Origin of the sequence: Paenibacillus sp. E194 (genome assembly GCF_000935845.1) — a bacterium.
Taxonomy (GTDB): Bacteria; Bacillota; Bacilli; order Paenibacillales; family Paenibacillaceae; genus Paenibacillus_B; species Paenibacillus_B alvei_B.
Map to the genome: position 1 here is coordinate 15,899 of NZ_JMDX01000021.1, position 26,013 is coordinate 41,911.

At 43.9% G+C, this 26,013-nt stretch carries 23 protein-coding genes; all 23 read right to left on the minus strand.

The genetic code is table 11. The features are described from left to right. Window positions 1–129: 129 nt before the first annotated feature. Window positions 130–1,377 (minus strand): bifunctional glutamate N-acetyltransferase/amino-acid acetyltransferase ArgJ, encoded by a 1,248-nt coding sequence (gene argJ / locus AZ66_RS04770; RefSeq protein ID WP_044353812.1) that lies wholly within the window; start codon window positions 1,375–1,377, stop codon window positions 130–132. Between the two features lie 79 nt (window positions 1,378–1,456). After that, window positions 1,457–2,518 carry an N-acetyl-gamma-glutamyl-phosphate reductase gene (gene argC / locus AZ66_RS04775; protein ID WP_021258847.1) on the minus strand — a complete coding sequence of 354 codons (1,062 nt, stop codon included), beginning with the start codon at window positions 2,516–2,518 and terminating at the stop codon, window positions 1,457–1,459. A 462-nt stretch (window positions 2,519–2,980) separates the two neighbouring features. Beyond that, window positions 2,981–3,898, minus strand: a complete 918-nt coding sequence (locus AZ66_RS04780) for a YitT family protein (RefSeq protein ID WP_021258848.1) — start codon at window positions 3,896–3,898, stop codon at window positions 2,981–2,983. A 339-nt stretch (window positions 3,899–4,237) separates the two neighbouring features. Continuing rightward, a protein-coding gene (gene prfB, locus AZ66_RS04785; protein WP_138189568.1) for a peptide chain release factor 2 occupies window positions 4,238–5,354 on the minus strand; the annotation gives its coding sequence in 2 pieces (ribosomal slippage) (window positions 4,238–5,281 and window positions 5,283–5,354; 1,116 coding nt in all). A 222-nt stretch (window positions 5,355–5,576) separates the two neighbouring features. Next, window positions 5,577–8,087: a preprotein translocase subunit SecA gene (secA, locus tag AZ66_RS04790; protein WP_021258850.1), complete on the minus strand. Its 2,511-nt coding sequence runs from the start codon at window positions 8,085–8,087 to the stop codon at window positions 5,577–5,579. 411 nt (window positions 8,088–8,498) lie between these two features. Next, a complete protein-coding gene (gene hpf, locus AZ66_RS04795; RefSeq protein ID WP_021258851.1) occupies window positions 8,499–9,050 on the minus strand; it encodes a ribosome hibernation-promoting factor, HPF/YfiA family in 552 nt (183 codons plus the stop codon). Window positions 9,051–9,429: 379 nt separating this feature from the next. Further along, on the minus strand, window positions 9,430–9,627 hold the full coding sequence (locus AZ66_RS04800; protein ID WP_021257113.1) for a cold shock domain-containing protein: 198 nt from the start codon (window positions 9,625–9,627) through the stop codon (window positions 9,430–9,432). Window positions 9,628–9,786: 159 nt separating this feature from the next. Beyond that, a complete protein-coding gene (locus tag AZ66_RS04805; RefSeq protein ID WP_044353813.1) occupies window positions 9,787–11,670 on the minus strand; it encodes a tetratricopeptide repeat-containing glycosyltransferase family 2 protein in 1,884 nt (627 codons plus the stop codon). Window positions 11,671–11,681: 11 nt separating this feature from the next. Further along, a complete protein-coding gene (locus AZ66_RS04810; RefSeq protein ID WP_044353814.1) occupies window positions 11,682–12,773 on the minus strand; it encodes a tetratricopeptide repeat-containing glycosyltransferase family 2 protein in 1,092 nt (363 codons plus the stop codon). A 57-nt stretch (window positions 12,774–12,830) separates the two neighbouring features. Then, a complete protein-coding gene (locus AZ66_RS04815) occupies window positions 12,831–16,319 on the minus strand; it encodes an IPT/TIG domain-containing protein (RefSeq protein WP_197081652.1) in 3,489 nt (1,162 codons plus the stop codon). 2 nt (window positions 16,320–16,321) lie between these two features. Next, window positions 16,322–16,711, minus strand: a complete 390-nt coding sequence (gene fliS / locus AZ66_RS04820; protein ID WP_021258855.1) for a flagellar export chaperone FliS — start codon at window positions 16,709–16,711, stop codon at window positions 16,322–16,324. Window positions 16,712–16,751: 40 nt separating this feature from the next. Continuing rightward, complete coding sequence (fliD, locus tag AZ66_RS04825; RefSeq protein WP_044353815.1) at window positions 16,752–18,212, minus strand: flagellar filament capping protein FliD; 1,461 nt, start codon at window positions 18,210–18,212, stop codon at window positions 16,752–16,754. A gap of 21 nt (window positions 18,213–18,233) precedes the next feature. Beyond that, window positions 18,234–18,575: a flagellar protein FlaG gene (locus AZ66_RS04830; protein ID WP_052648396.1), complete on the minus strand. Its 342-nt coding sequence runs from the start codon at window positions 18,573–18,575 to the stop codon at window positions 18,234–18,236. Window positions 18,576–18,652: 77 nt separating this feature from the next. Beyond that, complete coding sequence (locus tag AZ66_RS04835) at window positions 18,653–19,480, minus strand: flagellin N-terminal helical domain-containing protein (RefSeq protein ID WP_044353817.1); 828 nt, start codon at window positions 19,478–19,480, stop codon at window positions 18,653–18,655. Window positions 19,481–19,648: 168 nt separating this feature from the next. Continuing rightward, a complete protein-coding gene (csrA, locus tag AZ66_RS04840; RefSeq protein WP_044353818.1) occupies window positions 19,649–19,888 on the minus strand; it encodes a carbon storage regulator CsrA in 240 nt (79 codons plus the stop codon). 1 nt (window position 19,889) lies between these two features. Beyond that, window positions 19,890–20,312, minus strand: coding sequence for a flagellar assembly protein FliW (gene fliW, locus AZ66_RS04845; protein ID WP_044353819.1), 423 nt, complete (start codon window positions 20,310–20,312; stop codon window positions 19,890–19,892). A gap of 69 nt (window positions 20,313–20,381) precedes the next feature. Further along, window positions 20,382–20,954, minus strand: coding sequence for a DUF6470 family protein (locus AZ66_RS04850; protein ID WP_044353820.1), 573 nt, complete (start codon window positions 20,952–20,954; stop codon window positions 20,382–20,384). A 12-nt stretch (window positions 20,955–20,966) separates the two neighbouring features. Then, complete coding sequence (gene flgL, locus AZ66_RS04855) at window positions 20,967–21,860, minus strand: flagellar hook-associated protein FlgL (RefSeq protein ID WP_044353821.1); 894 nt, start codon at window positions 21,858–21,860, stop codon at window positions 20,967–20,969. A gap of 14 nt (window positions 21,861–21,874) precedes the next feature. Beyond that, on the minus strand, window positions 21,875–23,440 hold the full coding sequence (gene flgK, locus AZ66_RS04860; protein ID WP_044353822.1) for a flagellar hook-associated protein FlgK: 1,566 nt from the start codon (window positions 23,438–23,440) through the stop codon (window positions 21,875–21,877). 100 nt (window positions 23,441–23,540) lie between these two features. After that, window positions 23,541–24,038 (minus strand): flagellar protein FlgN, encoded by a 498-nt coding sequence (locus AZ66_RS04865; protein ID WP_044353831.1) that lies wholly within the window; start codon window positions 24,036–24,038, stop codon window positions 23,541–23,543. Between the two features lie 14 nt (window positions 24,039–24,052). Continuing rightward, on the minus strand, window positions 24,053–24,328 hold the full coding sequence (gene flgM / locus AZ66_RS04870; protein ID WP_044353823.1) for a flagellar biosynthesis anti-sigma factor FlgM: 276 nt from the start codon (window positions 24,326–24,328) through the stop codon (window positions 24,053–24,055). A gap of 260 nt (window positions 24,329–24,588) precedes the next feature. Continuing rightward, window positions 24,589–25,002, minus strand: coding sequence for a TIGR03826 family flagellar region protein (locus AZ66_RS04875; protein WP_044353824.1), 414 nt, complete (start codon window positions 25,000–25,002; stop codon window positions 24,589–24,591). Between the two features lie 208 nt (window positions 25,003–25,210). After that, the coding region (locus AZ66_RS04880) for a ComF family protein (protein ID WP_231586734.1) at window positions 25,211–26,013 on the minus strand (803 nt) is incomplete at its 5' end.

Below are 26,013 nucleotides of genomic sequence, written 5' to 3' on the forward strand. Positions count from 1 at the left end.
TGCAGCTTATCTAGCCTCTCCGATGTCTCTCTCCTATACACTATCTCTATCGGTACCTATAATGGGTACCCAAGCCGCATCGCTGCTATTGTTGATCAGTTGCAGCTCTCGACCCCCATTTGCTCTGCTCTATGTCCGGTACGCCGCATTAATGCGCACGTAATCATACGTCAAGTCACAACCCCATGCCTTGGATTCGCCAGCCCCCATATGTAAATCAACGTGGAAGATGACCGTATCTCCCTTCAAATAGGCTAGCGCAGCCTCTTCATCAAATGCTACCGGTGTTGACTGCTGAAGCACAGTGATTGGCCCCATATGAATATCCACCGTATCGGGATTAACCGGCTGCCCCGCATAACCAACAGCTGCTATAACCCGGCCCCAGTTCGCATCTGCACCAAATACAGCTGATTTCACAAGACTCGATCCAACAATCGACTTGGCAATCGCAGTTGCCGCCTCATCTGATACAGCTCCAGTGACACGCACCTCAATCAGCTTCGTCGCTCCTTCTCCATCGCGAGCGATTGCTTTAGCCAGCTGTTCACACACATAGTGGAATGCTGCTGCGAACGCTTGCCATGCTTCATGCTGCTCATGGAGAGGTTCATTGCCTGCCATGCCGCTCGCCAGTGCGATAAGCATATCGTTCGTGCTCGTATCTCCATCCACCGTTATCATATTGAATGTCTTGTTCGTTGTGGAACGAAGTAAACCTGCCAGTGCCTCTTGACCGATTGATGCATCGGTCGTTACGAACCCAAGCATCGTAGCCATGTTCGGATGAATCATTCCCGATCCCTTGGCGCACCCCGCAACCGTAACTTGCTTGCCATCGACCATAACGACCGCACTTGCTTCCTTCTTCACCAGATCTGTTGTCAAAATCGCTTGTGAGAACTGCTCCGCACCTTCTCCAAGCTCAGTCAACTTCGTAGGAAGCTCCACGATCCCTCTCTCCACGCAATCCATCTTCAGCGGCTCGCCGATGACGCCTGTGGATGCAACAGCTACATAATGCGGCGCAATGCCAAGCTGCTCTGCAAATGCACTGCGCATCCGGTATGCATCCGCTTCCCCTTGCTTGCCTGTGCAGGCATTCGCATTTCCACTGTTCACAATAATGGCTTGCAGCTTGCCCTCTTCATTCAAACTTGCACGCGTTACAGCAAGCGGCGCTGCTTGGAATACGTTCGTTGTATACACGGCAGCTGCTGCCGCAGGCACGTCGCATACGATAGCACCCAAATCATTGCGTTCGGATTTCTTCAAGCCGCAATACAGCCCGCTGGCCCGAAATCCATGAGGTGTTGTTACTGATCCATCGATAATGTTAAATAATTGCACCTCTGTGCTCAGAGCTTGCGTTTGCATCCCTATCAACCTTCTTCTTTATCAAAGTCGTACATCTTTTTCATTGAATAGCTTCATGCTATCCGTATATATGTTCACGTTATGGGTACACCGGTGTGAGCATCAGCCCCGTTGTCTCGTCCCATCCCATCATATGATTCAAATTCTGTATCGCTTGGCCTGCCGCGCCCTTGACGACATTGTCGATAACGGAAATAATCGTTACCCGCTTCGTTCTCCGATCTACGGCAAAACCGATATCACAGAAGTTCGATCCGAACACTTCCTTCGTTGCCGGCCACTGTCCTTGTGGACGAATGCGAACGAATCGCCGTCCTGCATAATACTCTTGATAGAGAGATATAAAGTCATCTTCGATGTATGTCCCTGCAAGCGTCGCATACATCGTGCACATAATGCCGCGAGTCATTGGCGTCAAGTGCGTGGTGAACGTCACCGTAACCGGCTGCTGTGCAACCTCGCTAAGAACCTGCTCGATTTCCGGAATATGCTGATGCTTGTTAACTTTGTAGGCCTTGAAGTTTTCATTAATCTCCGCATAATGAACACCTAAGTTTACGCCTCGACCAGCTCCGGATACGCCGGATTTCGCGTCAATAATGAGACTGTCAGGTTGAATCCACCCTGCTTGCAGTGCTGGAATGAGTCCGAGCAGCGTTGCCGTTGGGTAGCAGCCTGGATTGGAAATGAACTTACGCCCTTCTGCATATCCACGCTCCGGGTACAACTCACACAAGCCGTACTTGGCTTCCGCTAGCCACTCTTCCGCTGGAGCAGCGTGCTTATACCATGTCGTATATAGCTCGCCATCCTTAATGCGGAAGTCCCCAGACAAATCGATAACGGCGAGTCCTGCCTCCAGCAGTTTCGGTACCAGCTGTCCGCTCACGCCGGAAGGAGTTGCTGTAAACACAACGTCTGCCTTCCTTCGCATCTCTTCCACATCCACCCCGTCCAACGTATCGCACATCACTTCATGCAAATGCGGGTATCCGTCTGCAATTGGTGCTCCTGCGCTCGATGCTGAAATGACTGATGTGATCGTGACATTCGGATGATTTAATAACAGACGGATAAGTTCGACACCGCCGTAGCCAGTGGAACCAACAATGGCTACTCGTACATGCTTCTCTTGATTCATTCCACTCTCTCCATTCCTCACTACTCCTGTATAAGCTCCTGAACGTAGGCTTCGTTGTGATCGGTATAAAATCCGGGATATTGCTACTGCCCTGAAATAGTTAACACGTATAGGAAAATGATCCCTCATGAATAATATGTATCATTATACGACCGTATTTATATAAATACAATGACTTTTCCATGAATTTTCATTTTCTTTACGAAAAAGATAAAAGGATAGATCATGATAATTAGGGGAGATATCGTCCAGAACCCATGAACCATAGGGATTTCGGAGATAAATGATTTGAATTTACAATGAGGATAACTTGACCGTAAATAAAAAAACGCAGCTCCCTCTACATACATGCGGCGCATGATATGCAGAATAGAACTGCGTTTTATGAATAAAATCGAACAGTCTTATGCAATGAATGAATATCTTGTAGACCTTAATAGGCATAAGTGTAACTTGCTCTTCTTACGCTTGCACCTTGAATCCCTCGCCTAATACCTCATTCGTATCACTAATAATGACAAATGCCTGTGGATCCACAGAGCGGACGATCGCCTTCAGTTTATATACTTCGCTCTGACCGACGACGACCATGAGCACGGTGCGCCCTTCGCCCGTGTAGCCGCCTTCGCCCTGCAGCTTCGTCAATCCCCGATCAAGATCATGCAGAATCGTATCCGTAATTCTATCGGCTTCATCACTAATAATGAATGCAACCTTCGTATAACCCAAGCCGACCTGAACTACATCGATCGTCTTGCTCGTGACGAACAAAGCGATGAGTGCATACATGGCGCTTTCAAAGGAAAGCATGAACCCGGCAAGCAAAATGATAACCCCATCACAAATCGCGACAGACAGTGCAATATTGATTTTACCGAAAGTACTCAGCAACTGTGCCGTAATGGCATTGCCTCCGGTAGAGCCACGACCGCGGAATACGATACCTAGACCCAAACCAATCCCTATTCCACCGAAAATAGCTGCAAGCAGCGGATTATCCGTAGCAGGCCCTAAATGTTGTGTGAGATAGATAAAGGTCGGCAAGGAGACGGAACCTACAAGTGTCCGAATCCCGAACTGCTTGCCTAGCAAGCATACCCCTAAAATGAAGAGCGGTATATTGAATGCATACTGCGTAATTGCAGGGTTCCACCCAAATTGACTCTCCAGCAAGATGGATAGACCCGAAATGCCCCCTGAAGCGATCTTGTTCGGCAGCATTAATGTATTGAACGTAAGCGCCATAATAAAGGCTCCAAGGAAAAGCAGGGCGTAATCCATTACTGCCCGCATGGGATGATCGTATGGAAGCAGTAAGCCATTGTTGTTACGCCGAGGTTTCCTCGATTGAGAAATAGATGAATCCGATGTATGGGGCATAATGTCTCTCCTTCGTAATACACAGTATGGTATTGAAGCGTATGGTATCGTGGTACTCGGTGGTGTCACACAATTCTCTGCAGTGCTGCAGTTTTGCCGACGTTGAACCATTTGGCGTTGTTGCAATACTTGGCAGCGCCGTAGTACTTAGCGGAGTCACACTACTTCACAGTATCCCAGTACTCCGCGGTGTCGTAGTACTTGGCAAGAAATCTGTATCCTGTGCCATGAACCTATCTTATTATGTGCACTCTCTAGCATGGTAAAGCATTCAAGCACAACAAAAAACCTACCCCGATCAAAGATCGGCGCAGGTTTTCGCAGTCGGTACCAACATATTTATGCTTCAGATGATGGTTGAATTAAGGTTCTCAAGTACGCGTCAATAAACGTATCCAAGTCGCCGTCCATCACGGCGCCGACATTTCCGGTTTCCACCTGCGTCCGGTGGTCCTTGACCATGCTGTACGGATGGAATACATAGGAGCGAATTTGGCTTCCCCATGCGATTTCCATCTGGTCACCACGGATTTCTGCTAACTGCTTCTGCTGTTCCTCAATCTTGCGTTCATACAACTTGGAACGAAGATGAGTCATGGCACGCTCACGGTTCTTGATCTGCGAACGCTCCGTCTGACACGTCACGACGATGCCCGTTGGAATATGGGTAATCCGAACAGCAGAATCCGTCGTATTGATGTGCTGACCACCCGCACCGCTCGCACGATACGTATCAACTTTCAAATCCTCTGTACGGATTTCAATTTCTGCGTCGTCTGTAATCTCAGGCACGACGTCGCAGGATACAAATGATGTATGTCTGCGGCCAGAGGAATCAAATGGCGAGATACGAACGAGACGATGCACGCCCTTCTCCGTCTTCAAATAACCGTAAGCGTTATATCCTTTAATAAGCAGCGTCACGCTCTTAATGCCTGCTTCGTCGCCCGGCAGATAATCCAGTACTTCGACCTTGAAGCCGCGCTTCTCTGCCCAGCGTGTATACATGCGCAAAAGCATTTGACCCCAGTCTTGAGACTCGGTACCACCTGCACCTGGATGCAGCTCCAAAATGGCGTTCATTTTATCATAAGGCTCGCTCAGCAGAAGCTGAAGCTCGAAATTCTCAATACTAGCCAGGAGTTGTTCAACATTCGCTGTCAGTTCCTCAGCTAGTGATTCATCGTCTTCTTCCTCTGCCAGTTCGAGCATCATTTCATTGTCGTCATAATCCTGCTTCAGCTTCCCATACTGGTCGACAATGCTCTTGATTGCATTCATCTCGGAGATAAGTCCTTGCGCTTTGTCATTGTCATCCCAGAAGTCCGGCGCAGCCATCTTCTCTTCGAAGTTGGCAATCATCTCTTGCTTCAGATCGAAGTCAAAGAGACCCCCTAAGGTTTGTAAGTTTAGCTGCGATGCTGCGCATATTGTGACGTACACTTGCGTCGATCATCATAATACCACCTCGGTAAAATTGGTTAGGAAGGGAGCAGTGTCGCTTCCCTCTCCCGAACAACGGGCGGCTATACGGCCGCCCGTTCGGGTCTATCATATGGAGAGCTGCTTATTAGCCTCTATCCACCATGAATATGCTGTTTATTACTGTCTATGCAGCAATGTATGTCCGGTGCAAGAGCGTTCATGACTATAATCGGCATAAAACTCGTTGAGCCAATTAGTCTTGCTTACCGTGACATTGCTTATATTTCTTGCCGCTTCCGCAAGGGCACTGGTCGTTGCGGCCAACCACTTCGCCCCTTACAACAGGACGCTTTTCAGCAGGCTCTGCATTCGTAGACATCTTACTCTCTTCTATGACAGCTTGACGTTCTACATTCTGCTCTACTTGAGCCTTCATAATGTATGTGGACACTTCTTCTTGGATCGAAGCTACCATGCTGTTGAACATTTCGTAGCCCTCGAATTGGTATTCACGCAGCGGATCCGTACCGCCGTAAGCACGAAGGTGAATCCCTTGACGCAGATGATCCATCGCATCGATATGATCCATCCACTTGGAGTCTACGGCACGAAGCACAACAACCTTCTCGAATTCACGCACAAGTTCTGGCCCTATGCGCTCTTCGCGTTCTGTATATTTCTCCATAACCTTGCCGAACAGGAATTCCGTAATTTCTTCTTTTTCCTTGCCCCACAGGTCATCCTTCGTAATTGTACCCTCGTCAAGCATTTGACGATGCATGTAGTTCACGACTTCTTCCAGATCCCAGTTTTCTGGGATATCTTCTTCATTACAGTGCGCATCTACGACGCGCTCGATGCATGGCTTGATCATATCCAGCACGATTTGGCGGATATTCTCGGAGTCAAGCACCTCATAGCGCTGCTTGTAGATGATACCGCGCTGTTGGTTCATGACATCATCATACTGTAAGACGACTTTGCGCAAGTCGAAGTTATTGCCTTCTACCCGCTTCTGTGCAGATTCTACAGCACGTGTAATCAGCTTGGACTCGATAGGCTGATCCTCTTCAAATCCAAGACGCTCCATCATGCCAAGGACGTTATCCGCACCGAAACGACGCATCAATTCGTCTTCCAAGGACAGGTAGAACTGCGAGGAGCCTGGATCGCCCTGACGCCCCGCACGTCCACGAAGCTGGTTATCGATACGACGGCTCTCATGGCGCTCTGTACCGATAATGTGCAAGCCGCCTGTTTCCGATACGCCTTCGCCCAAGATGATATCTGTACCGCGACCCGCCATGTTCGTTGCGATGGTGACTTGATTCGGTTCACCTGCGCTAGAAATAATATTCGCTTCCTCCGCATGATACTTCGCATTCAAGACTTGGTGCTTCACACCCTTGCGACGAAGCATGTCAGACAAGCGCTCCGAGTTCTCGATCGACACCGTACCAACCAAGACTGGCTGGCCATTTTTGTGGCGCTTCACGATTTCCTCTACAACCGCGTTATATTTTGCATTTTCCGACTTATAGACGACATCCGGTATATCTTTACGTTGGTTCGGCTTATTCGTCGGCACTTGGATAACTTCCAAGCCGTAAATGCTCTTAAATTCTTCTTCCTCTGTCTTCGCAGTACCGGTCATACCGGCAAGCTTACGATACATACGGAAGTAGTTCTGGAATGTAATTGTTGCGAGCGTCATGCTCTCATTTTGCACCTCAAGGCCTTCTTTCGCCTCGATCGCTTGGTGCAAACCGTCGCTGTAGCGACGTCCAGCCATCATACGGCCTGTGAACTCGTCGACAATAACAATCTCGCCGTCATTTACGACATAGTCAACATCCAGACGCATAATCGAGTGAGCCTTCAACGCTTGTTGGATATGGTGATTCAACGTTACGTTCTTCACATCGAACAGGTTCTCGATGCCGAGCGCTTTCTCTGCCTTAGCCACACCTGCTTCTGTAAGTGCAACTTGACGCGTCTTCACATCAATCGTATAGTCCTCTTCACCTTTCAAGCGGCTAACGAACCGATCTGCAACGAAGTACAGCTCTGTCGACTTAGCAGCTTGTCCAGAAATGATAAGCGGCGTACGCGCTTCGTCAACGAGGATGGAGTCCACTTCATCAATGATCGCGAAGTTCAATGGACGTTGAACCATTTGCTCTTTGTACAGCACCATGTTGTCACGCAGGTAGTCGAACCCGTACTCGTTGTTCGTACCGTACGTAATATCACATGCATAAGCATCCTGCTTCATGTTGTGGTCCATACCAGACAGGTTCAAACCAACTGTCATGCCCAGGAAGTTGTATACTTGAGCCATAATCTCGCTATCGCGGGATGCCAAGTAATCGTTGACGGTAACGACGTGAACGCCTTTCCCTTCCAACGCATTCAAATATACAGGAAGTGTTCCGACGAGTGTCTTACCTTCCCCTGTCTTCATCTCAGCGATCCTGCCTTCATGAAGCACCATACCACCGAGCAGCTGTACATCATAATGACGCATGCCCAGCGTACGCTTCGCAGCTTCACGCACTGTAGCAAATGCTTCTGGCAAGAGCTGATCCACTGTGTCGCCCTTTGCAAGACGCTCACGGAATTCCACCGTCTTCGATTGTAATTGTTCATCGGATAATTTCTCGAATTCGGGTTCCAGACCGTTAATAACCTCAACCGTCTTCAAGAGCCGCTTAACTTCGCGTTCGTTGGCATCGCCGAATATTTTCTTTACAAGTCCTAGCATGCTTAACCCCTTTCACGCAAATCCGATCGTGATTTTATGGCCGTTCTCTATCCTTCATTCAAGCTTCTATACAAGAACGGTAACATCGACTCGTTTTGCAATAAATTGTAACAGTTTCAACAGGGTCCCGCAACCGCCGCTGGGCATGTTTTCGGCGATCTTTCATCACATTTTCACACGAATGTAGCGGCATACCGTGGGCTATCCTGCTTACAGCAACCAAAAGAAAATTTACACTATATTAATAGAAGGCATTTGAAAGTGACATACAAGTCGTACCTTCTGAGAACTCGTACTATTATATATACGTGAAAAGAGCCCATTCCGTTGTGGAAATAGGCTCAGTCCTTTTTTGGTAATCGGGTGAGCTCTCTGCCCTACATGGCAGCTGAGAACTCAATGTGCCCGTTCTTAGCCTTGTTCAATCAATCCGTAACGACCGTCATCGCGGCGATATACAACATTGACTTCCTTGCTCTCCGCATTCGAGAATACGAAGAAGTTGTGGCCAATCATATTCATCTGCAGGATTGCTTCTTCTACGTCCATCGGCTTCAGTGTGAATCGCTTCGTCCGTACGACTTCCAGCTCATCCTCTTCCTCCACCGCAACTGGTGCTGCTGTAGACTGTTCACGGAAGAGCTGCTCTGCCGCCGCACCAACCTGACGGAACTTGCGGTTGGCTTTCGTTTTATGCTTGCGGATCTGCCGTTCCAACTTGTCTACGACGCCATCGATCGATGCATACATGTCCTTGCTTCGATCTTCAGCCCGCAGCAGCAAACCCGTTAATGGAATTGTTACTTCAATACTGTGTACATCCTTAATGACGCTGAGTGTAACGTTAGCGCCTGAAGCAGGGGGAGTTTCAAAATACCGTTCCAGTCGGCTCAATTTCTTCTCGACATAGTCAAGCAGTGCGTCTGTGACTTCAATGTTCTGACCTCGAACTTTATATTCCATATAGCACTCCTCCTTTGGATACCTTTATTATACCATAGCTATGATGGAGGAATCAAAAAAACGGTTACAATCCGTTTACAATTCCGTATCTTTATTTACCCTTATCCTCAGGTTATAAAACGGCTTACATGGTTGTCGATGAGCTGGAATCAGAACTCCGGGATAGGTACCAGCAAGTCTTGTCACATCAAGTTACATGTGGTTTCACTTTACAGCTCATTGAGGCTCATTAAACATCTATATAGCGAAACTTCAACGACCACTAAACATAACAAAAACAATTCAAATAAAAGTTCAAGAAAACTAAAAACCCCTGGCATTCAAGCCAGGGGTGTGTAGCTAATCGGAATCATATATAATTCGACTCACGTCGGTATGATTACAGTTTGATTACGTTAGCCGCTTGTGGACCGCGAGCGCCTTCCACGATATCGAATTCTACGGATTGACCTTCTTCCAAAGTCTTAAAACCGTCAGTTTGGATAGCGGAGAAGTGTACGAATACGTCGTTGCCTTCTGCAGTTTCGATGAAGCCATAACCTTTTTCAGCGTTGAACCATTTTACTTTACCTTGCATGTCGATAACATTCCCTTCATCTTCAAATGCCGTGGAGTTTTTATCCTCCACAAGTTTGACTATATCACCGGATGGAAGCGTTGTCAACGAGGAAAGGGATATTTTTCTTATTACTTTTCTACTTATAATTTCGCAGCTCTTTTATGGTCATTTATGCTTCTATAAAGAAAGTGATGATTCTTTATGTGCCCATGGGGATTTGGGCATGAAAGTGCACAAATTGCCGACAGAGTATTTAATGTTCTCGCTATCTCCGACTTTCTTTGCCAACAAATAAAGTTTTAAATAATATTCATAATTCCCTTTTTTTTGAATTGCTTGAATTAAATAATGATAGCTATCCCCGTAGTCCCCTAACTCGTTCAATAAATCTGCAGCTAGCGAGAAAACCGCAGCCTGATCCACTGACTTTTCTGGCTCACACAGCACATTAAGAGCCAGCTCTGTAAATTGAAACTTATGGAGCTGAGAAGCCAGTTCAAATCTAAGCATCGGAATTTTTACATTATCGATTAATCCCTCAATTGCATCGAAATTGCGAAGCATCAACAGATCGTAACACAAGTCACTAAAACATTCTCTGACTTCTTCATTTATATCGAGTTTAGAACAATCCTCTCCATTGATTACTTTACGGAAAAATGAATTGTCCTTCTGTCGTAAATTGAAGTTTTTTTCGAAATTTCTGTAAAACAATTCATCTCTTGTAACCACAGCTAAATACAAAACATCACGGAAGCTAGTAGCGGATATGCTTTCTGTATTTAGCCATATTTTTTTAGCCTCATCTAAATCCCCATTAACTTGCAGCTGCCATGCCTTAACTTCACAGTCTAATTCGCTGTCAACATGATTTATATATTCCACAAAAAGCGGATTTCTTAGCTGATATAATGCTAACAACAGAACGTTTGCTTGTTCGGAAGATGTATAGACTGCCAACAGCTGACGAAGCATATCGTTAGGCTCGGACATAAGAAACATATCCAACCATATTTTTAAAGAAGCCACATGAATCGGGTTTAATTTTATACTGTCCACAATATGTTGTTGCGCCTTTTCTTTTTCACCGATTTCCAGATATATTTGCGCCAAATAAGCATGGGCCATATACGACCCTACACCTTCAACGGAAGTGAAGAGATGATTTTGGACTTCACCTAACTCCAAACATGTAAGAAAGCTTCGCTCCGCATCTTTAAAATACTTCATCTCAAAATATATACTGCCCTGATAAAATCTGAAGTCTGTGTATTCTGGATGTAGAGCAATAGAATCATTTATTATTCTTATTGCATCATTGTATCTCTTCTGTATAGTCAAGCACTGTACTAAATTAATGATTAATTTATGTGAAAACACAAAATTAGCGCCTGAAGAATAGGCTATTTTATAGGCCTCTATTGCTTTATCAAATTGACCAACTAATTTGTATTGAGTTCCCAAGTTGAAATAATTGAATGCAGAAGGATCCCGCTTTACCTCCTTCTCCAAAATCCCCATATTTCGCATATGCTTTTCTTTTTTCTCAATATTTATCTTTGTATATCCGTCATGATTAATATATACAGGTAAGTGCTCACCTTTCGCTCCAACAACTTTTCCGATATCGATCTGTTCATGAAGCGCACCTTCGTACTCAAATCCAACTGCCCGCTTATATAGACGTATAAATGAATGAGTCTCCACGACACCAGCTCGAATAATATTTCTAATTCGAAGGAAATAATAGTCTTCCTCAAGCGGCTCAAGGAGCAATGCTTTGCTGTCGTTGTCTAGCCATTCATCTGCATCTAATGATAAAATGTAGTCGCAAGTTGCATACTCCAATGCATAGTTACGTGCAGCAGCAAAATCATTTTCCCACTTATAAGAATAAACACGCGCATCGTGTTGCTCAGCAATTTCAACCGTTCGATCCGTGGAACCAGTGTCAACAATAATTACTTCATCCACAATACCTTTAACACTTTCAAGACACCGAGAAAGTACATGTTCTTCGTTTTTAACGATCATACATAATGAAATAGTTTGATATCGCATATTCCTGCTCCTTACATTGTTAATTGCAGTTGATCTATTCTTTTCTGTGCAGGATCGAAGCCCATTTCAGCACTTTCTTGATAATAGGCAAAAGATTTTGCTGAGTCCCCAATAATTTCATAGAATAGTCCCAGATTAAATAACGCTTTAAAGCTTCCTACCCCCAGAACCGTTTCATAATACGCTGAGTCAGCCTCCCCTAGCTCCAAACAAGTAGTAAATAATTGCGGGATAAGAGAAAATTCAGATATATTTTTAGACTCAATAATAGAAACGCCATACATGAAGTATAAATCGGTATAGTGGGGATATTTTTCAATACCAAATAAAAATAATTTTTTCAGTTGATCCCACTGCTTTAACTTCATTAGACTGTAGGCCAGCTGTAATACTAGACTTGGATAATAAGTAGGCACTTCACTTGAACTTTCAATACAACGATTGGCTTCTAAGAACGAGGTTACAGCTTGAGTATAATCTCCCTGAACATAGAAGGTTCTCCCTAATTGGAACAGTACATATGGATTGTGAGGCTGCACTGAAAGTTGCTTTTTTAGCAATGCAATATTTCTTTCGAGTTTTCGTTTTCCACTAACAATTTCTTTTTGGTATCCCAAATGTTTTATGGAAACCCTTGTCTTTTGAGGAGTAATTGTCATTCCATTTAGCATCAGCTGTTCGTGTATTACCCCATCGTAATAAAATCCTTGTTTATTTTTGAATATACGAGATACGTAAGTTTCACTTTGTTCTTCGTTGGAAATATAGTTTACAATTTTGACTTGACCGACTCCGGTAAGCTCTTTAATGGTATTTTCTAGTTCCTCTTTTCCTCCAGTGAATCTCTCATCGGCATCCAACATGAAAATATAGGGTTCTGAAGCTAAAGAAATAAGATGATTCCTAGCTTTACTAAAATCCCCTTCCCATTCATATTGGAATACAGATGCCCCAGCCCTTGTAGCTAATTCTATAGTTCCATCACTTGAACCTGTATCTAGAACAATAATCTCCCTAACAAACCGCGAGACGGATTCAATACATTCTACAATTAACTCATCCTCATCTTTCGCCAAGATGCATATACTTATTGGAAGACTCACTTCTATTTCATCCTCCTAAAAAAGAAGAGGGGTCCCGTAGGACTCCTCCCCACTTTATTATTTATACTCGAAATTCATTCCATTACTTTCTTTACCGTCTGGGTTGATGACTTTAACTTCAACAATACCAGGAGCAGCAGCTTGCGGCGATCTTAGGCGTACTCGCGTGCTATTAATAAATTCTGCCGTATAACTTACGCCATTAAATGTGACAGTGGCCCCCTTCTGGTAATTAGCCCCGTCAACATAGACCATTGTACCACCATTCACTGATCCACTTGCAGGTAATAACACAGAAATCTTTGGTGCTGGAATCACCGGTGGTTCATCATAAGTAAACTGTGCAGTTACTGACGCCCCGCTTGGATGTGTAAGTACAATATCGACTGGCCCTGGTTTTTGGGCAGGCGGAGTTCTGAAACGAATTCTAGTGCTATTGATAAATTCATAGTCTATAACATTACCATTAAACGTAACTACTATACTCGGTTCCAAGTATATCCCGTCAACGTATACTAGTGTTCCACCATTAAACGGTCCTTTATTAGGAGTGATGCTTGTAATTTCTGGTTTAGACTCTTCATACGTATACCCATTAGCCATCTTTGAGGATTTACCGTCAGGATTAGTCAAAGTAACATCAACACTACCTGGGTTTGCAGCAGGCACCTTAACACGTACACGTGTTGAATCGATATAAGCATATAGACTTACTGTTGTCGTATCGATCGTCACAGTAGCTCCCTTTTGGAAATCAGTACCCATAATATCAATAATATTGCCGCCCTTTTTATTCCCTGAATTAGGCGAGACAGAGGTAATGACAGGGTCAGGGAATACCGGAGGTGCATCATAAGTAAAACCTGTTTGGAAGACTACGGATTTATTATCCGGATTTACCACCTTGATATCCACCGGGCCTGATTCCGTCGTAGCCGGCGTGCGTAATCTTAATCTTGTAGCGTTAATAAATTCGGGTTCCAACTCAACTTCTGTAGCACCTTTAATCAGGTATAATTTCGCTCCTTTTTGGAATTCTGCTCCATCCACATAAATCATTGTTCCACCCGCCATCGGCCCGTTGGACGGAATCACGCTTTTTATTGCAGGCGGTTGCTTCTCAGGTATTGGCAAGAATGTAAATTCTTTGCCTGATTCGCTTTTCTGTCCGTCTGGATTTATTACATTGATGTCCACTGTTTCAGCTTTATCCCATAACGGTGTGCGTATTCTCATGCGTGTCGAATCTATAAAGTCTGCACTTAACTCATCAGATCCGCCGAAAACAACTTTGGCACCTTTAACAAAATCAGTCCCATCAATATAAATCATCGTACTGACATCCATTCTCCCGGAATTAGGGGAGATCGATTTAATTGTAGGTGCTGGCGGTGGTGGTGGCGTAACATATTTAAACGCCTGCGTAAGAGCAGCAGGCTTTCCGTCTGGATTTACTACTTTTACATCTACGGTAGCAGCGTCAGCCCATACCGGAGTCTTAATTGATAATTTTTCAGTTGATATAAACGATACAGTCGGTATCTTTACATCATTAAAAAATACTTCGGCTCCTTTTTGGAACTCTTTACCTATTAAGGCAACTGTTTCGCCACCAGTTGTAATCCCCTCCGTCGGGGAAACGGAAATCAACTCCATTTTTGGAGGCTCGTTATATGTAAACCCGCCTTTAGATGTAACAGTTGTTCCATCTGGATTCTCGATCACTACATCTACAGGGCCTGGCTTATCAGTTGCTGGTAAATCTACACTAAGAGAGACATCATTATTATAAGAAACATTTGGGGAATAATTTTCTCCAAATTTCACTTTAACGCCCTTAAGGAAATACTTACCGTAAACCTTGATTGTAGTTCCTCCACCCATTGGGCCATTTGATGGAGTTATGCTCGTTATTTCAGGATTAGCATAATAATTGAAGTCCGTTAGGGCAAATTGGTTATCGTCATTCGTGACTTTAACTGATACCTTCCCTTGTGAACCAGCAGGTGTCTCTACTGTAATTTCTTTATCATTTACATAAGTTACATTTTTTGCATAAGCGCTTCCAAAAGTAACCGTAGGATTAGGGCGGAAATTCGCACCTTTAATGGTGACCGACTCTCCACCTGTTACGTTTCCTTTATCAGGAGTAACTGAAGTAATTACTGGTGCAGGATATTTGACTTCCACGCTAGCTGAAGGGGTACGATATGATCTCTCTACTCCAGTATAATCCTTATAAGTTATCATAGATTTCGTCGTCGATACTGGGATGTTCCCATTTTTCCCATCAGATTTGTGACGAACTTTATACGTAAAAGTAAGTGTATCCTTTTTAAGCTCAAGGAATTTCCAAGTCAACGTATTGCCTGTTACGACTGGTTTCGGAATATTATGATCATAAGAGTTAGGAACAATCTCAAATTGATCAGACACTTCATCCGTTACTGTTACGTCATAGGCACTCGTCAAACCAATTTCTTTAACAATTGCTCCATAAATCTCATTCAATCCTACGGAACCCAATACAAAATGGTGATGGCGAGCTGTAGTCGCCATATTTTTCATCAACTTATTAGGTTCGCTGCTTTCTGGGTTTTCGCCTGCGTTAAGCAATGCGATCGTATAGAATACGATTCCCGCATCCTTTGCTTCAAGAGCCTTCTTCAACGCATAGTCAAAAGCACTTAACCCATCTCCACCAACTGTAGCCGCGCCATCCGTTAGCAATACGATTACTGGCTGCGCATCAGGACGGTGATTAGCTAGAAGCTCTTGCGCTTTACCAATCGCATCTGCTGTAGCTGTTCCGCCATTGGCCGTTATTTTATCGATATAACTTTTTGCTGCTGCTTTGTCTGTTGTGAGATCAAAATTTTTAATATCCGAGCTATAGTCTACAATGCCTACCCGATGCTTTGTGAAATCCATCAGGTCGATAAATCCTTTAGCAGACTCTTTGGCATCTCTCATTTTGTCTGTTCCCATACTGCCGGATCTATCGATTACTAAAATTACATCATTTGGTTTAACGACGTTAACAGGTGGTGTACCTTCAATATTCAATGTTACTTCTGTTTCTTCCCCCACTAGAATGCTTGCTGGGTTAACAAGTTTAGTTGCGGTAACATAATCCGTTGCCGCCGATGCATAGGGAATATTGATTCCGCTAATAGTGATTAAAAAGGTGAGCATTAACACCGCAATACGATTCACTCGTTTCAACGTACTGCCTCCTTGATTACTTTTTTTATCAAAAAAATACGATTCCTGAATGGCAGGAGAATCGTATAATGATTGAGACTTTCTTTGAAACATTTCCGATTGATTCTTTTTAGCTGATAATATTTTTTCTACTTGACCATTCAAATCGTATAATTCACGGAGTAACATCTTCTCCTGATTCGAATAATCATTTTCTGTGTTACTTGCAAGAATAGCAAATAAGCCATCTAACTCATCTTCATTATCAAAATACAATTTGTAATTTTGTGAGCTAGTGATTACTTGATATATTTTTTTTATACGATTTAAAGCATCTGTCACGTTCATCCGTTCACCTTGTTACTCTTCACAAGCTGAAGCGCTTGCCGCCATGTGTCTGAGTATTCCTTAGCAAACTCCAGGATTTCATTCAAATCAGAAACGCGTTTTGAAATAGCAAACTCGTTCAATTTACGTAAATAATAATGATAAAGTGAATACAATTGACGAGCAATATCATACTCAAAATTTAGTGTTGCGATCAATTCTGTAAGAATCTCTCTTGAGCCATGAATATAATTCATCATTTCATTCATTTCTTCTTTTTCAAAAAACATTTTCGCCATGTTCAATTTGCGATGCAACTCTTCGTATAGTAGGAGTGTTAAATCACCGGGACTCGCTGTTTCTACTTTTGTCTTCAAATATTGTTGTTTGTAATTCGATGCGATCATTTAAACATCTCCTTAAGTTGATCGTTGAAAATGGACTTTTTTATTGCCCTAATTGCTGAGAAAGCCACGAACCTTGACTATTCAATTTTTGCAACGCCTTTTCCATCGCCGTAAATTGCTTATAATACCTTTTTTCTACTAATGCTACACGGCTCTCAAGCGTTTGCATTCTCTTGTTCATTTCATCAATATCTCTACCATATTGGCTATTATCAACAGCATCGGGTACTTTCCCTGATCCTATTCTCTTGATAATCTTGTTAATTTGATTTGTCAAATCGGTATACAGTCGATCTGCATATCCTGTCTCGGATTTAAAGTTCGGATCCTTTTGATCAAGATTACTTGTTTTTGTAAACAATTGCATAACTGCATCAGGATTTTTATTTACTGCATCTTGTAGTTTTTGCTCATCAATTTCTAATTTCCCTAGTTCTCCGGTCATACCTTTTAAATAACCTTTAAAAGTTATTCCGATGTCTGAGAGAGAATTCGGCTCTCCTAGCCCCTTAACGTTATCAACTAATGATCGGCGCAAGGTGCTTACTGTTTCCTTTAAAATATCGTCACGATACAACAGACCTACTTTAGCCTTGGATTCCCACAAGTCGATCTGCTTTTCCGTCATACCTTCTCTTTCTTCCTCAGTCAACGGCCGATAGTTTCTGTTCGGTCTTGCAGATGTACTCTGATTTACTTTATCGACTAAGTCATTATATTGTTTCACAAACTCTTTTATTTGAGATACAATATCGCCAGTGTCACGTGTTGCTGTTACGGAAACATCCGATGTAGATACGCCCTTCAGATCGAACTTTACCCCGTTAAACTCAAACGAGTTATTTTCTAACTCCATTTTCGTTCCATTCAGCACAACTTCCGCATTAGTGCCTTGTGCCGAAGTAGAAGTTATGTTAAATATTTTTGCAAAGTCGCCATTAGGATCTTTTATTTCAATTTTTGCAGAAGAACCAGTAGACGTTGAAGACATCATAAAGCTTTTATTGATACTATCGTAACTAATCGTCGCTCCTGCCTTGGAATTGCTTATTTTCTTCATGACGGATTCATAAGTGTCGTCACTATCCACATGAATATTTACACCATTTACTTCAAAATCCCCATTGAAAGATATTTTATCCCTCACATCTATTGCATTTTTAGCTCCGATGAGTACTGCTGACGAGGCTAATTTATCGACTCTAATCGAATAACTGCCGCTTACTGCACTGGCCGAAGATGTTGCCGTTACTACCCCGTTATTGCTGCTTACAGCATTTTGCTTATTGAAGGAGGTTGCAAACCTCATTTTGTCTACTATGCTTCGAATAGATGTCAATGTACTATTCATGGTTCGATACTCATCGCGCTTCCACATGATTGACTGTTTCTGCTGCTTGATCTTATCGACCGGCATACGTTCCACTTTCATCAGGTCTTTAATCATTTTATCCGTATCCATACCTGAGGCTATTCCTCCAAAACGGATCGGTGTTGCCATATTTTCCACCTCACATTCTACTCATGCCTTCTCATCTACAAATAGACCCAATTGCTCACAGAGATTATACATAAGGTCTATCAGTTTTTCAGGCGGGATTTCCTTAATAATCTCATTCGTTTCAGTATTCATTACCTTAACGACGATTTGGTGAGTTTTTTGATGAACGGATAATTTCAAATGGGTATCTAATCCACGCAGAGCCTTATTACTCCGTTCAATCATGTCGTTGAATTGTTTCTCTCCGATAGATGGCACTATCTCTTGGTGACTGGACTTAGCATTCTTTAATCCATCTTCGAGTATAGCCAAATTGTCGCCACGGGAAATTATGAACGGTTCTGGGAACGATTCAACCCGCACGATAGACAACTCCTTCTACCCGTATATTCAAGAAAAACCGACCGGTAAGCCCGGCCGGTTCCATTCTAATTAATTGATTAACGAAGCAATTGAAGAACGCCTTGCGGTTGTTGGTTAGCTTGCGCCAACATAGCTGTAGCAGCTTGTTGAAGGATATTGTTCTTCGTGAACTCGCTCATTTCTTTAGCCATATCAACATCACGGATACGGGACTCAGCTGCTTGCAAGTTTTCAGCAGTTGTGCCCAAGTTGTTGATAGTGTGCTCCAAACGGTTTTGAACAGCACCAAGGTCGGAACGAATTTGGGAAACTGCGTCAATAGCGCCTTGAACAGCTTTCAAGTTATCAGCTGCAGTTGCGTTTTTGCCATCATCCAACGCTTTAAGTTTATCAATAGTCAAGCTAGCTGTATCAGCTGATGCCAATGAAAGGGTAATTGTATCTCCTTTGTTCGCACCAACTTGGAAAATAAGCGCCTTTTTGTCTACAGCTTTACTGATCAAATCTTTCGTATTGAACTTCGTTTGGCTGGAGATAGAGTCGATTTGAGCAGTCAACTGACCGATCTCTTTGTCGATCTTCGCAGTATCAGAAGTAGTCAATACTTCGTTCGCTGCTTGCGTGTACAATTCTGCCATACGTTGCAACATTGCATGAGTTTCATTCAACGCGCCTTCAGCAGTTTGGATCAAGGAAATGCCATCCAAAGCATTTTTGTTAGCTTGCTCCAAGCCGCGGATTTGGTTACGCATTTTTTCGGAAATTGCAAGACCTGCTGCATCGTCTGCCGCACGGTTAATACGGTAACCGGAAGACAACTTTTCCAAAGATTTGCTTTGTTGTGTGTTGTTGAAAGACAATTGACGTTGTGTGTTGTAAGCACTGATATTGTGGTTAATACGCATAATTAATTTCCTCCCTGGAATCGTGTAATGGTGCTCGCTTCCTTGCTCACACCCCCTGGTCATGCTAGATTCTTCGGCCGCTAGAATCATTGCGAATGACCTGCTATATAATATATCGGCATTGAATAGTCGAAGTTTATAGCTATTTCTCCAATAATCGAAATTTTCTTATTTTTTTTGCTTCAGCAACGTTCCAATAAGTTCGATCTGATCAAGTGTTAGTTCCGACTTTGAAGCAAACTCGTTCTGTTCTTTAATACTCCTATATATCTCCTCACGATAAATAGAAATATCAGAAGGAGCCTCTATACCTATTCGCACCTGATCACCATTGACTTCAACCACAGTAAGAACAATGTCTTGTCCAATCATAATCTTCTGGCCTTTGCCTCTCGTCAGTACTAGCATACTATCCCCTCCCTATCGGATATTGCAACTGATACTGAGGTCCATCCAAAATAATTTGAGAGGCGCGACGATTAATGACATTAATAATAAGCGGTGCCCTTAAATTAATTGTGGTACTATTCTGTCGAGCAGTGAGGATGACCCGAATAACCACTTGTTCTTGCGACGAAATATCCAATGCGTGTTTTGTCTCTTCACTCAGATCGAATTCATACTCAGATGCAAATTCAAATGGATCAACAACCATAAATGCCAAATTACTGTCCCTAGTGCACTGTAACAATTCTATTGGAAGATCAGTCTCCATAGAATTTAGCCAAACATACGTTTTAGATTCAGGGAAACCCAAAACCCCTTCTTGAAACTCCACAAAATCGTCCTCAGAAACTTGCAATATGCCAAGACGCGAAGATTTCACTTCCATCTTTTTATCCCTCCCAAAATAAATAGCTATAGAGAACATTTAGTTCTATATAGCTATTTCACTACTTCATTATACTACTGCATCCAATTGTTTGCCGCTACTAGAAAAGAAAAGATAGTTCTTCTGAATGAGATAAGGATTAACCTTGCCAGGATAGTAGTCCACTCTTGGTTGAGTGCGATTAAAATCGAATTTCACGCCCCCACTTTTCCATTCCATATCTACTTTTCCAGGAGTATATTCAATATCTACATTATCATAGCTCGGCGATCCGCAAACTTCGATCGGATATTGTCTGAACATCCGCTCTCTCGCAATCTCAGCAAATGCATTTCCCTTATTATGGAAGGCCATCATCCGATCACCTTCACTTGATATATTAGCAATGTTTTGCATCGATATTTGCAATGATTCTTGCGCGATCCGATCTGTAACTTCCTCAAGTCTCGCACTCCCCAATGCTGACCAAGCCTTACGAGAGTCAATCTCTAATTTACCGTCGCTACGATCCATTTGCACAGAAACCTGTTGCTGGGAAATCTCTAGCTTTGGGGTTGGAGTTTCGATATTGAGTCTCCCGACTTCACGTTCCAAACCAACTTTGGAGTACTGTTGATCAATTTGTATCCGAGGGATATTCATATCACCAACATCCTATCGCAAGAAATCAAGCAAGCTTGGACGAGAAATACGTGCAATTGTATCTAATGAAGCCTGATATATACTTTCTGACGTTTTCAACTCCGTAATAACCTTAGGCATGTTTATGTCCTCAGTCTCAGCTTGTAAACTTATATAGTTCAAATTTAAATCTTCTAACCGACTCGTCGTAAACTCCAATCGGTTTTGTTTTGCCCCGACTTCTGCTTGCGCAATGGTTAGCTTTTCAAGCATACCTTGCAGCTTTGGGATCGCTCCTGCGACTCCGCCAGTATTATCATTCAAAAGTGCCTGTTTCATATCGTCAACGATCTTGAACATATTATCTGAAGAACCATATTTTCCAAATACTTTGTCACCCAGCATATTTACATCGACATAAATACCCGCACCTACTTGGTATTGAACAACACCAGTATCTAAATCATAAGTTTGTTTTGCAGGATCTGCAGGGTATGGTTGCTGATCAATACGTTGGCCATTAAAAATGAATTTTCCCTTAAATTGGGAATTACCCAAGGAGACTAAGTGATTGTACAACTGTTCCACTTCACGCGCAATATTCTCTCGAGCATCCTTAGGAACTGTATCCGTTCCGCCTTGGACAGCGAGTTCGGATAACTTCTGAACGATCTGAGTAGTTTCGTTCAATACTGTATCCGTGAACTTCATAAACGAATCCGCATCTTGCACATTTTCTTCAAACTGCGTCGTCGAACTAATCTCTGCACGGTAATGCAACGCGCTTGCCACTCCTACAGGATCATCGGAAGGACGATTCAAGCGACGGTTCGTCATGAGCTGTTCTTGATATTTATCTAGGCGCTTAAAATTATTTTGCAAATTCTTCATCATGGAGCTGCTCATCATTGATTGGGTTATACGCATGTCACTCTTCCTCCTTATCTACCGACGACGCCGGTACCGTTAATGAGTTTGTCCAACATTTCATCCATCGTTGTTATAATGCGGGATGAAGCACTATATGCATGTTGGAATTTGATCAAGTCCGACATTTCTTCATCCATCGACACGCTGCTGACTGCTAGACGCAGGCTGTCCGCATGATCCGCAAGCAGCAAGCTGTTCTCTACCATCTTCGTTGCATGGTCAGCATCTGTACCAAGCTGCGCAACGACGGATTGCACATAGCTGTTAATCGTCGCAGATTTCGTAACTGCACCTGGTTGTGAGAAGCTATATACCTTCTCCGCCAAGCTGGCAATAAGCAGAGCCATATCGCCGTTACCCTGCAATGGAACTTCTTGCGTTGTACCATTAGGCCCTTGGCGTACTTCTGTGCGCATTGAAGCTGCAATGTTCTTCACGTCGCTCAATATATCTGCGTTTACCCTCATATTGCTAGCAGTGATCGGGCCGCCATTCTGCGATACAAAGAAGTCTCCGCCTTGCTTGGCTGGCTCTTGCAGGGCATAGCCCATTTTGTGCAGACCGTTCAGACCGTTCACCGTATACTTCGCATCGTTCATCAGTTTACGCGGGTTGGATGGATCCATAACTGCATTCGGTATAGATACCCCAGGCGGCAATATCGTACCCGCTGGGATGGTAACCTCAACTGGCCCATTCGCAATCGTATTCGCGATGATATCCAATTGACGTTTATATTCGGCAACATGAATATCTCTCGATTCCACGTAGCCTTTAATCTCACCATCTGTTAATGCACCAATGTCGCCGTCCGTAATCTGCGTCATCGCCATATTATCAATGACGAGTGTGCCACCAAAGGATACTTGATACGTTTCTTCCCCTTCAACAACATTCACGTTGCCGAGTCCAGACAGCTGATCAACCAGCAAATCCCGCTTATCCCGCAAATCGTTGGCATTGTCACCAAGACCTTCGATGCGCTTAATCATCTGTGTCAGGTCTGAAATTTGAGTTATATAGTTGTTGGCTTCGCCAATCTTAACGTTGATTCGCTCAGTTAAGTTATTCTCAAGTACATTCAATTGGTTGGAAATATGATTGAATGTTTCCGTCAGTGCAACTGCTTTTTGCTGAACTACTGTACGGGCAGACAGATCAGAATTGCCTGGATTTTTGCTTAACAGCTGCCAAGCATTCCAGAACTCTGATACACTCTTCGCCAAGCTGTTATCGGAAGGTTCGTTGAATACACCCTCAATATTCCCAAGCGTTTCCTGCTTCACCTTCCATGTGGAATGAACCGTATTCTGATTGCGATATTCTATATCCAGCAAGAAATCGCGTACTCGGCGAATACTGTCCACCTCAACGCCCATCCCCAATTGATTCGGGTTTCTTGACGAGTTGTACATACCCGGATAATCAATCGGACGTGCAGCCGTCAGCCTCGCGACTTGACGCGAATAGCCAGGCGTATTCGCATTCGTAATATTGTGACCTGTTGTGCTGATGGAAGTCTGGTGGGCCATAATGCCCCGCTTACCAATCTCTAATGTATGAAAAGTCGAACGCATCGCTCGCTTCCTCACTTTCTCCGTAGCTTCGCATTTCAGCTTTCTATCTGTTATCTAAATAGGTAAAGCTGTACCTTTATAACTGCTTTCATCCTTGAGTCTACGCTCTTGTGTCGAACATGCTGCGCGGTGTGCTCGAGCTGGATTGTGCTGGATGTTGATACACTACCTCATCCTCTGGTCGGCTCATATAAAGATTTAAGGAGTATTCGACAAAGGATAACGATTGCTGCAACAGCTCCTGGATAATAACATTGCTTTCCTTCAGCTTATGCAGGGTATCGGACAAATCCCGCTGTATATTCAGCAATTCCACGCGTTCCTCCGCTTGGAATACAAGTCGAGCAATTTCTGTCACCGTCAAATTCAACTGGGATCGTATGCCCTTCTCCAGTATGAACTCCTGTGCTGCCTGCTGCCGCTCCTCATCAGCCTCCGATACCTGCTTCAACAGTCTGGATTCCTTCGTCATCAGCTGCGACAAGCCTTCCACATCGTTCTTGACGATCACTTGCTTTTTCTCTTCTGCAATATCAAGCAGCTGCTTGTGCAAATCGTTCAGAAGAGTTAGCGATCCAATGATTCGCTGCACACTCACACCTGTTCCTCCGCTCATTCGTTCTCTTTACGGAACAACGGAAGCAGCTTCTCTGCAATCTTGTCCGCTTCCACATGATAGGTTCCGGTGGATACAGCCTTCTTCAAATCTGCAATGCGCTCACTGCGTGCAGAACCGTTTACCCGGTTCTGTGCATCAAGCATTTCCTGCGCTTCAGTTGAGATGATCAGCTCATCCTTGCGGGAAGGTTTCTGCGATGCACGGTTCATCGCCTGCTGTTTCTGATAATATTGGATCGCGCCAAGACGCTGTGTTTCATTAATTTTCATCCCATTCACCTCGTTCCATAAGACAAACTTAGATCAATATCCATCATTGATAGAAGCACCCATTACAGCTTTTAATATTGCATGTTGACTGCTCCATTACTGCCTCATTCCATCTTATCAATAAGAAAAGCCGATAACCTTTACTAAGATTATCGGCGCAGTGTCAAGAATTATTTAGATGTATTGTCATGAATATTATGAACTTAATCTAAAAAATCTCATTTCAGAGAATTTTGTTATTGACAAATTCCAAATTTGAATTATTCGCGTTCCCGTTTCGTATCAATAACCCGGTAGGCGCCATCCCCCATGCGAGGAGCTTCCTTCACCTCTTCTGCACCAACTACTGTCTGTGTAAACTCCTTCACAAGGCGACTTCGACAAGATTCGCACATATTCCCTTCGCGAATCGGCTGGCTGCAAATTTCACATTCATAGGCCAAATTCGGTGCTTGGTATGTGGAAATGCGTCCTTCTTTAATGAAACGCGTAATTTGGCGAACGCTTACTTCAGTCGCTTCACTAAGCTCCCGCATCGTGGCTTGACGCGTTTCACGCAGATAAGCAACACAGCGTTCATACTCCTGTTCGATTTCTTTCAAGCAGTTTGGACAGAGATCCCGGAATGCCTTGGCAAAAAGTTTTCCGCAGCGCAGACAATTGCTCAGCTCCATGTCATTCGCCTCCTTCGATGCTTCATTTCTTCATCATATATCAATAATCGGCAGATGACGAGCAAATTTTTATCCACAAGCCTTGCCCTGTTTAGTTTGTGGCTGGAGTAGCCTCATGCAAACTGGGGCCGCAGCTCATTCCTCAGCCTTCCAAACCGTATTCGCCGCTCATCTCCTAGACGAGTAGTCGTACTGCGCTCCTCTTCGTCTAAGCCCTCGCCCACGTATAGCTGACAATCGAGACCGGACAGTCAAGCACCCTGCATAATGACGATAGCTTGCGAGAGCAGGCTCTTAACGTACTCCCCGTTGTGTATACATCATCAATAAGAAGTAGACGCAATTCAGTCACAGGACTCCCTTCTCTTGCCTTTAAAGCACTCCAGACCTCCTGCAGGCTTTTCCCCGCCCATTGAGGCAGATCGAACGCATTAGACATGCTGCACTCCCTACCTATTCGGGATTGCTTACTCTGCTTCTCTGAATCCTGTGTGCGCGTCAGAAGATCTACGACCGGCCTTCCCCATTCTCTTCCCAGCACCCGTGCAAATTGCTCTGCCTGATTGAATCCGCGAACTTGGATACGCTCAAGAGTAGTTGGTACAAATGTAATGAGATCTGGCAGGATCGCCTCCCGCTTGCCCTGGAACAACGAAGGGATCCCACCACCTCTAATGCTTGGTCGCCGTTCCCACACGGTGGACAGCAGCGGCTCATAGGCAAGCTGCATCATCCTGACCATGACTAGCTCATTCACCCGATCTCCCTTGAATTTATACTGAGACAGCCATTTCTTCATTTGTTCGTCATAGCGCACCACGCTTCGATTGGCTCTTAGACCATCATTTCGCAAAGGATGACGCTGACAATCTGGACAGCGGATCGCTCGTCCGCAATATGCACAGCCTAATTCACGAATCCATGGGATTAGATTGACACACTTATAGCACACCAGAGACATAAGGCTCTGTTCGTAGGGATAAAGTGGACGTAGAGCTGTATCGTTCATCC

Excerpts from the sequence above, each read along its gene's own strand:
- argJ (WP_044353812.1), bottom strand. The coding sequence starts at position 1,377 with ATGCAAACGCAAGCTCTGAGCACAGAGGTGCAATTATTTAACATTATC.
- argC (WP_021258847.1), bottom strand. The coding sequence starts at position 2,518 with ATGAATCAAGAGAAGCATGTACGAGTAGCCATTGTTGGTTCCACTGGC.
- AZ66_RS04780 (WP_021258848.1), bottom strand. The coding sequence starts at position 3,898 with ATGCCCCATACATCGGATTCATCTATTTCTCAATCGAGGAAACCTCGG.
- secA (WP_021258850.1), bottom strand. The coding sequence starts at position 8,087 with ATGCTAGGACTTGTAAAGAAAATATTCGGCGATGCCAACGAACGCGAA.
- hpf (WP_021258851.1), bottom strand. The coding sequence starts at position 9,050 with ATGGAATATAAAGTTCGAGGTCAGAACATTGAAGTCACAGACGCACTG.
- AZ66_RS04800 (WP_021257113.1), bottom strand. The coding sequence starts at position 9,627 with ATGCAAGGTAAAGTAAAATGGTTCAACGCTGAAAAAGGTTATGGCTTC.
- AZ66_RS04805 (WP_044353813.1), bottom strand. The coding sequence starts at position 11,670 with ATGCGATATCAAACTATTTCATTATGTATGATCGTTAAAAACGAAGAA.
- fliS (WP_021258855.1), bottom strand. The coding sequence starts at position 16,711 with ATGATCGCATCGAATTACAAACAACAATATTTGAAGACAAAAGTAGAA.
- fliD (WP_044353815.1), bottom strand. The coding sequence starts at position 18,212 with ATGGCAACACCGATCCGTTTTGGAGGAATAGCCTCAGGTATGGATACG.
- AZ66_RS04835 (WP_044353817.1), bottom strand. The coding sequence starts at position 19,480 with ATGCGTATTAACCACAATATCAGTGCTTACAACACACAACGTCAATTG.
- csrA (WP_044353818.1), bottom strand. The coding sequence starts at position 19,888 with ATGCTAGTACTGACGAGAGGCAAAGGCCAGAAGATTATGATTGGACAA.
- fliW (WP_044353819.1), bottom strand. The coding sequence starts at position 20,312 with ATGGAAGTGAAATCTTCGCGTCTTGGCATATTGCAAGTTTCTGAGGAC.
- AZ66_RS04850 (WP_044353820.1), bottom strand. The coding sequence starts at position 20,954 with ATGAATATCCCTCGGATACAAATTGATCAACAGTACTCCAAAGTTGGT.
- flgL (WP_044353821.1), bottom strand. The coding sequence starts at position 21,860 with ATGCGTATAACCCAATCAATGATGAGCAGCTCCATGATGAAGAATTTG.
- flgK (WP_044353822.1), bottom strand. The coding sequence starts at position 23,440 with ATGCGTTCGACTTTTCATACATTAGAGATTGGTAAGCGGGGCATTATG.
- flgM (WP_044353823.1), bottom strand. The coding sequence starts at position 24,328 with ATGAAAATTAATGAAACACAGCGTCTTGGCGCGATCCAATATTATCAG.
- AZ66_RS04875 (WP_044353824.1), bottom strand. The coding sequence starts at position 25,002 with ATGGAGCTGAGCAATTGTCTGCGCTGCGGAAAACTTTTTGCCAAGGCA.